Source organism: Mycobacterium sp. EPa45, from assembly GCF_001021385.1.
GTDB lineage: Bacteria > Actinomycetota > Actinomycetes > Mycobacteriales > Mycobacteriaceae > Mycobacterium.
Genome location: NZ_CP011773.1, coordinates 3,366,627 through 3,379,357 on the forward strand (window position 1 = coordinate 3,366,627; position 12,731 = coordinate 3,379,357).

Annotated in this window: 11 protein-coding genes and 1 pseudogene; 6 read left to right on the forward strand and 6 right to left on the reverse strand. The window is 67.0% G+C overall.

Translation table 11 applies throughout. The features are described 5' to 3' along the window. Window positions 1–17: 17 nt before the first annotated feature. Window positions 18–1,874: a fatty acyl-AMP ligase gene (locus AB431_RS16095; protein ID WP_047330776.1), complete on the reverse strand. Its 1,857-nt coding sequence runs from the start codon at window positions 1,872–1,874 to the stop codon at window positions 18–20. 60 nt (window positions 1,875–1,934) lie between these two features. Between AB431_RS16095 and AB431_RS16100 the strand changes: the two genes are divergently transcribed. The 3 genes from AB431_RS16100 (at window position 1,935) to AB431_RS16110 (ending at window position 4,139) form a co-directional block, all read left to right on the forward strand. Next, a complete protein-coding gene (locus tag AB431_RS16100; protein WP_047330777.1) occupies window positions 1,935–2,720 on the forward strand; it encodes an acyl-CoA thioesterase II in 786 nt (261 codons plus the stop codon). A 175-nt stretch (window positions 2,721–2,895) separates the two neighbouring features. Beyond that, window positions 2,896–3,186, forward strand: a complete 291-nt coding sequence (locus AB431_RS16105) for a DUF4193 domain-containing protein (protein ID WP_047330778.1) — start codon at window positions 2,896–2,898, stop codon at window positions 3,184–3,186. Between the two features lie 38 nt (window positions 3,187–3,224). Continuing rightward, on the forward strand, window positions 3,225–4,139 hold the full coding sequence (locus tag AB431_RS16110; RefSeq protein WP_047330779.1) for an alpha/beta hydrolase fold domain-containing protein: 915 nt from the start codon (window positions 3,225–3,227) through the stop codon (window positions 4,137–4,139). Here the strand turns inward: AB431_RS16110 and ripD are convergent. Continuing rightward, a pseudogene (gene ripD, locus AB431_RS16115) lies at window positions 4,135–4,620 on the reverse strand (NlpC/P60 family peptidoglycan-binding protein RipD); the annotation flags it as partial. The gene AB431_RS16110 and the pseudogene ripD sit on opposite strands and share 5 nt — an antisense overlap. A gap of 229 nt (window positions 4,621–4,849) precedes the next feature. Next, entirely contained in the window at window positions 4,850–5,629 is a 780-nt protein-coding gene (locus AB431_RS16120; RefSeq protein ID WP_047333481.1) for a hypothetical protein, read from the reverse strand. 83 nt (window positions 5,630–5,712) lie between these two features. Between AB431_RS16120 and AB431_RS16125 the strand changes: the two genes are divergently transcribed. Beyond that, window positions 5,713–6,573 (forward strand): formate/nitrite transporter family protein, encoded by an 861-nt coding sequence (locus AB431_RS16125; RefSeq protein ID WP_047330780.1) that lies wholly within the window; start codon window positions 5,713–5,715, stop codon window positions 6,571–6,573. Here AB431_RS16125 and AB431_RS16130 read toward each other — a convergent pair. After that, on the reverse strand, window positions 6,554–8,125 hold the full coding sequence (locus AB431_RS16130; protein WP_047333482.1) for a PucR family transcriptional regulator: 1,572 nt from the start codon (window positions 8,123–8,125) through the stop codon (window positions 6,554–6,556). The genes AB431_RS16125 and AB431_RS16130 overlap by 20 nt on opposite strands. An 81-nt stretch (window positions 8,126–8,206) precedes the next feature. Between AB431_RS16130 and AB431_RS16135 the strand changes: the two genes are divergently transcribed. Both AB431_RS16135 and AB431_RS16140 read left to right on the forward strand, forming a co-directional pair. Beyond that, window positions 8,207–9,724, forward strand: a complete 1,518-nt coding sequence (locus AB431_RS16135) for a CoA-acylating methylmalonate-semialdehyde dehydrogenase (protein WP_047330781.1) — start codon at window positions 8,207–8,209, stop codon at window positions 9,722–9,724. 17 nt (window positions 9,725–9,741) lie between these two features. Then, a complete protein-coding gene (locus AB431_RS16140; protein WP_047330782.1) occupies window positions 9,742–11,127 on the forward strand; it encodes an aspartate aminotransferase family protein in 1,386 nt (461 codons plus the stop codon). Between the two features lie 4 nt (window positions 11,128–11,131). Here AB431_RS16140 and AB431_RS16145 read toward each other — a convergent pair whose 3' ends face one another. Continuing rightward, the gene (locus tag AB431_RS16145; protein ID WP_047330783.1) at window positions 11,132–11,479 is read right to left on the reverse strand and encodes a hypothetical protein; all 348 of its coding nucleotides are present in this window, start codon (window positions 11,477–11,479) and stop codon (window positions 11,132–11,134) included. A gap of 54 nt (window positions 11,480–11,533) precedes the next feature. Continuing rightward, entirely contained in the window at window positions 11,534–12,718 is a 1,185-nt protein-coding gene (locus tag AB431_RS16150) for an acyl-CoA dehydrogenase family protein (protein ID WP_047333483.1), read from the reverse strand. Window positions 12,719–12,731 lie beyond the last annotated feature (13 nt).

The following is a 12,731-nucleotide window of genomic DNA, read 5'->3' on the forward strand; positions in this document are numbered from 1 at the left end:
TCAACGGCCACATGTGCTTAACGCATCCCCAACGCGCCACCGAGGTACTCGGTGCGGCAAGCCCGGCGGGCCAGTTTGCCGCTGGTGGTGCGCGGGATGGAGCCCGCGGGCAGCAGCCGTACGTCGGCCGCGGCGACGCCGTGGCGTTCGGAAATCGCCGACCGGATGGCCGCGATCGCGGCCGCCGGGTCGCTCCGGCTGGTACCCGCTGCGCGCTCGGCGATCACCACCAGGCGATCCGCCGTGTCTTGTGTCGGTGCACCGGGTATTTCGTTGGCCGGCACGCAGAACACCGCCACGTATCCGCGCCGGACGATGGGCGACACATCCGCGACCGTCTTCTCGATGTCCTGCGGATACAACGTCCGTCCATCGAGTGTGACGATGTCGGCGAGGCGGCCGGTCACGTATAGCTCACCGCCACGGTAGAAGCCGAGGTCGCCGGTGCGCAGCCAAGCCACGTCATCGGCAACGCCGTCGGCGTGGCTGCCCTCGGGCATCCGACGGGTCAGTCTGGCGTCGAAGATGTGGCTGCTCTCCTCCGGCCGGCCCCAGTAGCCGCGTCCGATGTTGTTGCCGTGCAACCAGATCTCGCCGACCCGGCCATCGGGCAACTCGTGGCCGGTATCCGGGTCGACCATCACCGCCCAGAGGGTCCGGGCCACCTGGCCGCACGACACCTGGACGACGGCGTCGGCGTCGTCCGCGGAGGCCTCGCTGACCACCCCCTCGGCCAACCTCTCACGGTCCAGCCGAATGACTGTGGGCGCCGCCGTCGGTGCGATGGTCGCGACGAACAGCGTGGCCTCGGCGATCCCGTACGACGGTTTGAACGCGGTCGGTGGCAGGCCGTGCGGGGCGAATGCCTCGGAGAATGTGGTGATCACATCGGCGCTGACCGGCTCGGAGCCGATGATCATCACCACGTTGCTCAGGTCGATGTCGTCACCGACGTCGGGCAGGCCACGCGCAGCGGTCCACTCGTAGGCGAAATTCGGTGCGGCAGTGACGACATGGCCTTCCCGAGACGCATTGGACAGCGCACGGATCCAGCGCTGCGGCCGACGGATGAAGGCGGTCGGCGACAGCAGGGTGGAGTGTCCGCCGTAGACCGTCGGAAAGCCGATCATCGACAAGCCCATATCGTGGTAGAGCGGTAACCAGCTGACGCCATGGGTGTTTCGGTTGAGCAGATCGATCGACAAGATCATCTGGATCAGGTTGGTACCGACGGCCCGGTGAGTGATCTCCACCCCGGCCGGCGGCCGGGTCGAGCCAGATGTGTACTGCAGATGCGAGACATCGTCGACGTCGATCGTGATCGGGACGAAGTCGTCGGCCGCGGAATCCGGAATCTCGTCGATGATGAGGACCTGCGGCTGCCGAGCCTCTAGCAGCTTCGACAAGAACTCGCGCACGCCGTCGGCGGCGGCAGCGGTGGTGAGGACCAGAACGGGCAGCGAGTCAGCCAGCGCGGTGTCGAGACGCTCGGCGTGGCCGGGCAATTCGGGAGCGAACAGCGGGACCGCGACAGTGCCTGCCTTGATCGCGGCGAAGAACCCGGTGATGTAATCCAATCCCTGCGGCGCCAGTATCGCGACCCGGTCACCGCGGACGGCGATGCGTTGGATGTGAGTCCCGATCGCCCGAAGACGCCGGCCGAGCTGCGCCCACGTGAGTTCGAAGACCGCCGGATCGGTCGAGCGGCTGTAGTCGAGGTAGCGATAGGCAACGGAGCTGCCGACATTGGCGATATTGCGGTCGATCAACGAGATCAACGTCACGCCCGGCGGCAACACCACGTTGCCGTCGGCGTCCAGACAGTCTTCGATCCGTAGCAGGCCATCAGGTGCGTCGACGTGGCCGCGATCCATGACCGCAGTCTATGCACGCTATCGTGAGTGCGATTTCGGCCACGACAACGCGGGGAGAGCATGCCGAGCTGGGTCGCCGAGCTGGTCCAACTCGACCGCAGCGGGCACACATTCCGTGCATCGGCGTCATACGGTGCGGGCCCGCGACTGTTCGGCGGACTCGTCGCAGCGCAGGCGCTGGCCGCCGCAGGCTCCACCGTCGACCCGGGCCGGCTGCCGCAGTCGCTGCACGCCTACTTCATCAAGGGCGGCCGGATCGGTGTCGACGTAGAGTTCACCGTCGAGATCACCCGTGATGGACGCTCGTTCAACACCCGGCGGGTCACCGCGACGCAGGACGGCGCCGCGATCTTCGAGATGTTGGCGTCGTTCCACCAGCCCGAGACAACCACCGACTGGCAGCGGCCGCAGGAACCACGACTACCGCTGACGGACGCGACGATTCTCACAAAGCTGCCGATCGAGTGGGCCGACCACTTCGACATTCGGATCGCGCCCGGCCAGCAGAGCCGCATCGACTGGCCTACACAGCCGTTCTGGTTTCGTACCCGCGAACCGGTCGAAGACGATCCACTGCTGCGAGCGTGCACCCTCACGTTGATTTCTGACCTGGGCATGGTCTCCTCGGCGCGGCCGCCGGGACCCGAATTCCCCGGCCCGGGCGGGGCCGCCAGCCTCGACCACGCGCTGTGGCTTCATCGCCCGAGCGACCCCCACCGGTGGCATCTCTACGATGCGGTCGCGGTGAGCCACAGCGACGCGCGGGGGCTGGCACGAGGCTCTCTGCAGCGCGATGACGGTACCCTGATCGCCAGCGTCGTCCAGGAATCACTCTGGCGAACCTGAACGCCGCGTTTTTCCATCCTTGTCGGCGTGCGAATCCGCAGGCCACAGCCACGCAGTAGCCAGTGCAAAGACAACCCGAAACAACGGTGTTTAGCCGGGACCGGCTACGGGAACAAACTCGCATTCGACCGCGTTGACGCGACGTCGAATGCGGAAGGAATGAAAGGCACGGACCATGACGGTTGATTATGACGCTCCCCGCCGTACCCAGGCCGAGCCTGAGGACGAATCGCTTGAAGACCTGGCGGGAAGGCGCAAGGACACGGCTACGGCCGTGATCGATGTCGACGAGGCGGAAGCGGCGGATTCCTTCGAACTGCCCGGCGCCGACTTGTCCGACGAAGAACTCACCGTGCGGGTGATCCCCAAGCAGGCGGACGAGTTCACCTGCACCAGCTGCTTTCTGGTGCACCACCGCAGCCGGCTGGCCGACGCCACCAGCATGGTCTGCTCCGACTGCGCATAGTTGAGTTAGCGGTGGCCTGATTCGGCCAGAATGGTCGGATGCCGAGTGCGGCCAGCCGACTGGTGCCGCTGATACTGCGCGCCACCGGACGCGGGAAGCCGTTGTCCGATGTGGCCGCCGCGCGTCAGCGGATCGTCGATAGAGCCCTGCGCCCCCGGCCTTTCGGGCCGCCGCGGCTTCGCGACGATGTCGAGGTGACCGTTGTCCACGACGGATGGCCGGTCTATACGGTGTCTCCCGCCGGCGGGCGCGCGCGACGTCGGGCGGTCTATCTGCACGGCGGCGGCTGGGTCAACGAGATCGAGCCGCCGCACTGGCGGCTGATCGCTGCGGTGGCGGCCGAGACTCAGACCGCAGTGCGGGTGCCGATCTATCCGCTGGTGCCGTGGGGCACCGCCGGGGAGGTCGTGCCGCGTGTCGCTGAAATCGTCCGTGCCGAAGTATCTCGGGCGGGACCACGGCAGACCGTTCTGCTCGGCGACTCGGCCGGCGGACAGATCGCACTCTCATCGGCAATCTGGCTGCGCGACAAGGGCTTTAAGCAGCCAGGCCGGATCTTCCTGATCGCGCCGGTGCTGGACGCCGCGATGGCCAATCCGGAGATCTCCGCCGTGGAGCCGAAGGATCCGTGGCTGTCCCGTGCTGGTATCGGCGAGTACGCGCGCTACTGGCGGGGCGAGCTGAGCATCGACGATCCCCTGGTCAGCCCGTTGTCGGCGTCGCTCGAGGGGTTGACGGCGCTGACAGTCTTCACCGGCACGCGCGACATCCTCAATCCGGACGCGCACCTGTTGGCAGGCAGAGCTTCGGCGGCCGGGGTCGATGTGGATTTCGTCCAGGGTGAGGGCATGGTGCACGTCTACCCGCTGCTGCCGATCCCGGAAGGGCGTGCCGCGCGCCGACAAATAGTCGAGCAGATCAACGGCACGCCCCGGGGATCGCTCAGGCGATGACGCGGACCAGATAGGGCGCCATGTCTTTGGCGCGAACCGCCGACACTGCGACGACGGTGTCTGTGACCTCGAGCATCTGGTTGTTGCCCAGGAACATCGCGACGCTCTGGGTGCCGTCGGGCCCGTAGAAGATCAGGTCACCCGGCAGCGCATGGTCGGCGGTGACGTGCTGGCCCACCTTGTACATATCTCCCGAGGAGCGCGGCAGTTTGGCGCCGACGCCGGCGTAGATGTACTGGATCAGACCGGACGAGTCGAAGCCGACGACGGCTGCGCTCGGTCCTTTGCCCAGGGTGGGTCCATTGATGTCGCCGCCCGCCCATGCGTAGGGCACGCCGCGCTGGGCGAGGCCACGCTGGATCACCATGTTGACGTACTGATCCCGGCCCACCGGTGCGGCGCCGGCCGTCGGTGCCAGCAAGCCGGGGATTGCGACCAGCATCATTAGGCTGACCGCCAGGGCATACATGCGCTTCTTCATCGTCTCCACCTTCCGAGCGCCTCTGAGCAAAGCTCCGTCCTTGTCACAGAGGTCACTTCTGTCACTTTCTACCGCAAATAGCAGTCAGCTGCTTGCTCTGGTTAGCGCCTGAGCTGGGCATTTAGCCGAATCGTGACGCAAAGGTGGCCAAAGTGGTGTGCATCCTTGCCCGATCGGTTGCGAAGGCTGACGTGCGGTCAGCAACCGTCGCGGCCCGACACGGGCGCGCTCAGCGACGCCGGTCGCGCACCCGGTAGGTCGACGGCCACGACTTGCGGGAGTCGTCACCGGTGAGGGCCATGCCCATCCCGCCGACCTTGACGTCGTAGGCCTCCTTGCCGGCTCCGACTTCGCGGTTGGCGTGCTCCTGGGCCAGGTAGTACAACTCGTCGATCGCCGCTTCGCTGTAGGCGACGAAGGAGGTCTCGCGAACGACGTCGTCACCGAGGACCATCGTGTCGGGCAGGATGCGCGAAGCGATTGCGGCCAGACCCAACAGCGCGAACGGGATGACCCAGTAGCACAGGAACGACAGCGGGGTCGCGGTGTCGAGGATGGTCGCATCCCCCTGCACGATCGGCGGGATCGCCGAAGACACCGTCATACCGGCGAAAGCGGCAATCCAGATCCACGTCAGCAGTGAGGTGATCCGTTTGAACAGCTCACTGTTGATGATCTCGTCAGAGCGGCCGGCCGCGGCGAAGTCGCGCACGAAGGGCTTACCGGCAAGTGCGCCGACCAGAGCGACCGCGAAGATGCCTGCGTTGCTCAGCGGCTGCATCCATCGCTCCATGAATGACTGGCTCGCCACGAAGGTCAGCACCGTCAGCACGACGAATATTGCGACAGCACTGATTTCGAAGGTCAGGCTGGCCGCCTTCCTGGTGCGGCTCATCACCAGCCCGATGACGGCGACGCCGAGGGCGACCAGCACCGCGGTCTTGAACGGGACGTTGCCGACGAGTACCCAATAGACGATCCACGGCGCGAAGCCAACGAGAATGCCCACGATGGCCAAGTGTATGGGCGGACGTTGAGCAACTGCTCAGCGGCGTGCCGTGTTGGGGTGGGAGCCGACGGGTACCCCGAATCGTGAGTTCAACGAGCCAGCGCAGCCTGGGCGACACCGACAGCCCCATCGAGGACGAACTCGAAGCCGCCTTCAACCGCATGGTGGAAGAGGGCACTCAGCGCTTGCATCGCAGCTGGCGTGAAGTGCTCGTCACCGGATTCTTCGGCGGCACCGAGGTCGCGATCGGAGTGCTCGCCTACCTGTCCGTACTGCACGAAACCCACAATCCCCTGCTGGCTGGGCTGGCGTTCTCGATCGGGTTCCTCGCGCTGCTGCTCGGCCGCAGCGAGCTGTTCACCGAAGGCTTCCTGGTACCGGTCACGACGGTGGCCGCCAAGCGAGCCAGCATGGGTCAACTGGTCAAACTCTGGAGCGGCACGCTGGTGGCCAACCTCGTCGGCGGCTGGGTGATCATGGCGCTGATCATCGCGGCATTCCCGAAGTTGAGGGAGCAGACCATCTCCTCCGCCGAGCATTTCGTCAGTGCACCGGTGTCGGTGCAAACGCTGGCGCTGGCGGTGCTGGGCGGCATGGTGATCACGTTGATGACGCGCATGCAGCATGGCACCGACTCCGTCCCGGGCAAGATCGCCGCCGCGGTGGCCGGGGCGTTCGTACTGGCCGGACTTGCGCTGTTCCACTCGATCTTGGACTCGCTGTTGATCTTTGGGGCTTTGGCGACCGGCGAGGCGCCGTTCGGCTACCTCGACTGGCTGGGGTGGTTCTGGTACACCCTGCTCGGCAACTTCGCCGGCGGGCTGGTGCTGGTGACGCTGTTGCGGCTGCTCCGAAGCAAGGAGCGGCTCAAGGACGAACGCCGCGATGCCGAGGATCCCGCGGAGAACGCGCCGGACACGAGCGCTACTCCCCCGCCGCGTTGAGGGTCAGCATCGCGACGTGCAGCGACGTCCTGGACTCGGCGTCGTCGAGATCGAGGCCCACAATCCGCTCGAGGGCATCCAGCCGGGCGTACAGCGTGGGCCGCGACATGTGCAGTTTCCTGGCCAGCTCGGCCTTGTTGCCGCCGGCCTCGAGGAAGCGCCGCAGCAGGTCGAACGCCTCGTCGCCGTGCTTGGCGCGATGCGCCAACAGCCCGGCCAGCTCGGTCTCGGCGAACGCCTGCACGCGGGGATCGGTCCGGATCAGCGAAAGCAAGCCGCGCAACCGGACGTCGGCGACCCGGTGAAACGGCTTGTCCTGCAAGGGCATCGACAGAGCAACCTCGGCGACGTGGGCCGCCTCGCGTAGACCGCCCACCGCGTCGACCAGCCGGCTGGACTCCGGCCCGACGCCGATGGCGCATCCGCTCACCCCGTCCAGACGCATGACCGCGCGGCGAATCGCGGCGCACACCTGCTCGAGAGTGCCCGTGCGCTGCGGCGCCAACACGATGTCGATCTGGCCGTCGTCGCGAGTGGCTGCCAGACCGGTATGACCGGCGACCCGCACGGTGTGCATGATCGCGTCGAGCGTGCGCACCCGCCGCTGGGCGATCGCCACCTGATCGGCGCCCGGGCTCTCCCCCAGCCGCACCGCCATCGGAACATAGATCAGCGCCGGCCGCAGCCCCAGGGCATGGGCGCGGGCGGTGGCCTCGGCCTCGTCGGTGATCCGGCCGCGGCGCAGGTCGTCGACGAGGCCGCCCTGTGCACGCAGCTCGAGTGAGCTGCGATTCTGTTCGACCATCCGATTCAGGGCCAATGCCTGCGCCGCACGCTCCAACGTCATCACCGCGCGGTCATCGGCCGGCGCGATCCGCGGTGCGATCAACCGGCCCCACTGCTCGCGGTGCGGCCCGACCGGACACGCCGACCACACCTCACCGCCCGCCAAGCGCGATCGCCGCTCCCAATCGGCCAGCAGCTCCTTTACCGGGACGCCCCACCGGTCAAACGCAAGGACCTGCCGATTGAGGTCCTCCAACACCACCGGAGTGTCGAGCATTTCGGCTGCGGCACTGATTATTTGGTCAACCGATGCGCGCCGCATGCTCAACGCGGTGAACGCCTCGTGCACCCGTTGCGCGTACGCCAACTCGGCGTATTGATCGGCGACGATCCTGCGGTGCACCTCTTCGGTGACGTCGATGAAGCGCACGGGCCGGTGCAGCACGATCACCGGCAGCGCCAGCTCGGACCCGATCTCGCGCACCGGGTCGGGAAGCCGGTCGACGTGCAGTCCGAGCTCGATCACCACCCCGACGGCGCCGGCCTCGGCGAGGCCGGGCAGATACGCGTCCCGCCGGACCGGGTCGGCCAGCGCCTGCCCGGTGGTGAGGACCAGTTCTCCGCCGGTCAGCAGACCCGACAGGTCGGCGAGGTCGCTGACGTGCACCCAGCGCACCGGGTGATCCATCGGCCCGCTACACACCACCTCGGGCTCACCGCGGCGCACCGACGGCAATTCGAGGATCTCGGCCAGGGTCAGCTGCATTGACACAGTGTAATACTGTTACTGTTTCTGCTTACATACCGTCGACATCACGCAGGTGTTTTACGTCGCAGAATCGTAGGTATGACCCTTACCGCGCCCAACACCCGCGTCCGCACCATCGCCCACTGGGCCGACGGCAAGAACTTCGCCGGCGGCAGTGACCGGACGGCAGCCGTCACCAACCCGGCCACCGGTCAGGTCACGGGCCAGGTCGCGCTCGCCGACGTCGCCGACGCCCGCGCGGTCATCGACGCCGCCGTTGCCGCGTTCCCGGCCTGGCGCGACACGTCGCTGGCCAAGCGCGTTTCGGTGCTGTTCCAATTCAGGGAGCTGCTGAACGCGCGCAAAGAGGAACTCGCCGCGATCATCACCGCCGAGCACGGCAAGGTGCTGTCCGATGCCCTCGGCGAGGTCGCCCGTGGTCAGGAAGTCGTCGAATTCGCTTGTGGCATACCGCATCTACTCAAGGGCGGCATGACCGAGAACGCCTCGACCAACGTCGACGTCGCCTCGATCCGCCAGCCGCTGGGCCCGGTGGCCGTCATCAGCCCGTTCAACTTCCCCGCGATGGTGCCGATGTGGTTCTTCCCGATCGCCATCGCCGCCGGAAACACCGTGGTGCTCAAGCCTTCCGAGAAGGATCCGTCGGCGGCGCTGTGGATCGCCAACCTGTGGGCCGAGGCAGGTCTGCCGGCCGGTGTCTTCAACGTCCTGCAGGGCGACAAGGTCGCCGTCGACGAGCTGCTGACCAACAAGGCCATCAAGGCGGTCTCGTTCGTCGGCTCCACGCCGATCGCCCAGTACGTCTACTCCACCGGCACCCAACACGGCAAGCGGGTGCAGGCCCTCGGCGGCGCCAAGAACCACGCCGTGATCCTGCCCGATGCCGACCTCGACCTGGCCGCCGACGCGATGATCAACGCGGGCTTCGGCTCGGCCGGTGAACGCTGCATGGCCATCTCGGCCGCCGTTGCCGTCGGCCCGATCGCCGACGAGCTGGTGGCCAAGATCGCCGAGCGCGCACGGTCATTGAAGATCGGCGACGGCACCCGCAACACCGACATGGGTCCCCTGGTGACCAAGGCCCACCGCGACAAGGTGGCCTCCTACATCGAGGCCGGCCAGGCAGACGGCGCCACCATCGTCGTCGACGGCCGCGGCACCGCCGTGGACGGAGAGTCCGACGGGTTCTGGCTGGGCCCCACCCTGATCGACAACGTCACGCCGGAGATGAGCGTCTACACCGACGAGATCTTCGGGCCGGTGCTGTCGGTGGTCCGGGTGGACACCTACGACGACGCGCTGCAACTGATCAACTCCAACCCCTACGGCAACGGCACCGCGATCTTCACCAACGACGGTGGTGCGGCCCGTCGGTTCCAGAACGAAGTCGAGGTCGGCATGGTCGGCATCAACGTGCCGATCCCGGTGCCGACGGCCTACTACAGCTTCGGCGGCTGGAAGAGTTCGCTGTTCGGCGACACCCATGCCCACGGCACCGAAGGCGTGCATTTCTTCACCCGTGGCAAAGTGGTCACCACGCGGTGGCTCGATCCCTCCCATGGCGGCATCAACCTCGGCTTCCCGCAGAACTCCTGAGCTCGAAAGAGGCGTCTATGACGACTATTGATTCCCACCTGCTGCCCAACGGCCAAGACCTCGACACCGCCCGCGCCGAAGCCGCGCGGGCCTACGAGCTCGACCGCAAGCACGTCTTCCACTCGTGGTCGGCGCAGGCTCAGATCAAGCCGATGACGATCGTCGCGTCGGAAGGCTCCTACGTCTGGGATGGCGACGGCAACAAGCTGCTCGACTTCTCCTCGCAGTTGGTGTTCACCAACATCGGGCATCAGCATCCGAAGGTCGTGGCCGCCATCGCCGAGCAGGCCGCCAAGCTGTGCACGATCGCTCCGCAGCACGCCAACGCGGCCCGCTCCGAGGCCGCGCGACTGATCGCCGAGCGCACCCCCGGTGATTTGAACCGGGTGTTCTTCACCAACGGCGGTGCCGACGCCGTCGAGCACGCCGTCCGGATGGCCCGCCTGCACACCGGGCGCTACAAGGTGTTGTCCCGTTACCGCTCGTACCACGGCGGCACCGACACCGCGATCAACCTGACCGGTGACCCGCGCCGCTACCCCAACGACTACGCGAGTTCGGGCGTCGTGCACTTCAACGGCCCCTTCCTGTACCGCTCCTCCTTCTTCGCTGAGACCGAGCAGCAGGAGTCCGAGCGGGCGTTGGACTACCTGGAGCGGCTGATCCAGCACGAGGGTCCGGCGTCGATCGCCGCGATCATCCTCGAGTCGGTGCCCGGCACCGCCGGCATCATGGTGCCGCCGCCCGGCTACCTGGCCGGTGTGCGGGAGATCTGCGACCGCCACGGCATCGTGTTCATCGCCGACGAGGTGATGGCCGGCTTCGGCCGGACCGGAAAGTGGTTCGCAATCCAGAACTTTGACGTTGTGCCCGACCTCATCACATTCGCCAAGGGCGTCACGTCGGGGTATGTGCCGCTCGGCGGGGTGGCCATCAACGACGCGATCTACTCCACATTCGCCGACAGCGCCTACCCGGGCGGGCTGACCTACTCGGGGCACCCACTGGCGTGCGGTGCGGCGGTCGCGACGATCAACGCGATGGAAGACGAGGGCATGGTGGAGGGCGCCGCCCGGATCGGCGAGCAGGTGCTCGGCCCCGGTCTGCGCGAGCTGGCGGCCCGCCACCCGTCGGTCGGTGAGGTCCGCGGCCTCGGCGTGTTCTGGGCGATCGAGTTGGTGGCCAACCAGCAGACCCGGGAACCGCTGGCGCCCTACGGCGGTTCCAGCCCCGCGATGAACGAGGTGCTCGCGGCCTGCAAGTCCGGTGGCCTGCTGCCGTTCGCCAACTTCAACCGGATCCACGCGGTGCCGGCCTGCAACATCACCGACGTCGAGGTGGCCGAGGGCCTGGCCATTCTGGACAAGGCGCTGGGCGTCGCCGACGGGTATGTGACCGGCTGAGAATTCAGTAGGGGGTGGTGTGCTGGGTCAGGACGAACAGCAGCAACCCCAGGCACATCAGCACGTTGATGGCGATCAGGATCGCAGCGAACACGATGACGCCGCGCACGCAACTCCGTTGGGCGCGGGTGACTTTGGACCGACGTTGCTCGCTGCGGAGTTGCGTCGCGGTCAGCGCGAACGTCACGTCGACCAACTCGTCCTCGGTGGCCGCCTGCCCCATGGCGATCTGCTGCAGCCGTTCGGGCGGGATCCCGACACCGACTCCGGCGAAATTCCGGCTCAACCGTTTGAGCTGCCGAGGACTACTCGTCTGGTTCCTCGGCAGCCGCGGATCGGACCAGTCGGTCATAACCAATTGACACTAGCGCGGCATCACCGGCTCCGCGAGAGAACTGCCGAGGCGTCACAACCCCGGCTGATCCTCGATGATGCCGAGCCAGATCTGGGCCACGTCGATGGCCACCTTCTCGCTGATGAACGCGTGCTGGGTGCCGGTGTAGATGTCACGGAACGCGCGCTCGAGGCGGCTGCCCTCCCGGATCGAGGTGGTCCCCGCCGCGAGGTGCGCCCACTCGGCGGCCTCGCGCGCCACATCGGTGGCATACACGGCGGCCACCCGCATATCAGCGCGCAACCTGGGCGTCAGCGGCTCGCCGGCAGCCACCGCGGCCTCGGCGGTTCCGAACGCATCGAGCACCAGGAGCCGCGCCGCACGCCACGCCGCGACATGGTGGGCCAATCCCTTCTGGAATGTGGGGCGGCTGGCCAGCGAGGCCATGTCGCTCATCCGGAACTTCGTGGCCGCCAGATCCTCGACATCGTCGAGCATGCTCTTGGCGACTCCGAGGGCCCAAGACGCGTGACCGGCCGCGGTCACCGGCATGAGTCCCATCCGGGTGGCCGGCGAAGTGCCCCGGTACGGGGAACTGGAGAAGAGCGCGAACGTCCGGCAGGCCGGGACGAAAACATCCTCGACCCCGTAGTCGTAGGAGCCGGTTCCCTTGAGACCCTGGACATGCCAGCCGTCCTTGAAGACCACCTCGTCGCGGGGGATCACAGCCACCTGCATGTCGGGCAGTCCCCCGGGACCCATCACCGGCTGGCCGTCGACCATCGGGAAGAACCCGGCGCAGACGTATTCGGAGTGGCCGGTGCCCGACCCGAAACTCCACGAGCCGGTCAGCCGGTAACCGCCGTCGACGGTCACGCCCGAGCCGTTGGGAAAGAACTGGCCGCCCATCGTGACGCGATTGTCGTTCGCAGTGAAAACGTCCGCGAAGCCCTCGTCGGACAGATAGCACGCGGCCGCGAACGACGACGGCAGATTGGCGATCCCGATCCAGCCGAACGACCCGTCCTGCCAGGCCATCTCGATCCACGTCTCGATCATCTCGGCGAACGACGGCTCCGCCCCGCCCGCCGCGACCGGATTGAACGACGACATCAGCCCGCTGGCCCACATCTCCTCGACGACCGCCGGGGCGATGGTGCGCAGCCGTTCGGACTCACCGGCCCGCGCCACCACCAGATCACGCATTCCGCGGGCCAGCCCGAGCGGCCGGCTCTTCGATTGAACTGTCGACGTCATCGTCATTTCCGAT

Excerpts from the sequence above, each read along its gene's own strand:
- AB431_RS16095 (WP_047330776.1), bottom strand. The coding sequence starts at position 1,874 with ATGGATCGCGGCCACGTCGACGCACCTGATGGCCTGCTACGGATCGAA.
- AB431_RS16150 (WP_047333483.1), bottom strand. The coding sequence starts at position 12,718 with ATGACGTCGACAGTTCAATCGAAGAGCCGGCCGCTCGGGCTGGCCCGC.
- AB431_RS16140 (WP_047330782.1), top strand. The coding sequence starts at position 9,742 with ATGACGACTATTGATTCCCACCTGCTGCCCAACGGCCAAGACCTCGAC.
- AB431_RS16145 (WP_047330783.1), bottom strand. The coding sequence starts at position 11,479 with ATGACCGACTGGTCCGATCCGCGGCTGCCGAGGAACCAGACGAGTAGT.
- AB431_RS16110 (WP_047330779.1), top strand. The coding sequence starts at position 3,225 with ATGCCGAGTGCGGCCAGCCGACTGGTGCCGCTGATACTGCGCGCCACC.
- AB431_RS16130 (WP_047333482.1), bottom strand. The coding sequence starts at position 8,125 with ATGCAGCTGACCCTGGCCGAGATCCTCGAATTGCCGTCGGTGCGCCGC.
- AB431_RS16100 (WP_047330777.1), top strand. The coding sequence starts at position 1,935 with ATGCCGAGCTGGGTCGCCGAGCTGGTCCAACTCGACCGCAGCGGGCAC.
- AB431_RS16105 (WP_047330778.1), top strand. The coding sequence starts at position 2,896 with ATGACGGTTGATTATGACGCTCCCCGCCGTACCCAGGCCGAGCCTGAG.
- AB431_RS16135 (WP_047330781.1), top strand. The coding sequence starts at position 8,207 with ATGACCCTTACCGCGCCCAACACCCGCGTCCGCACCATCGCCCACTGG.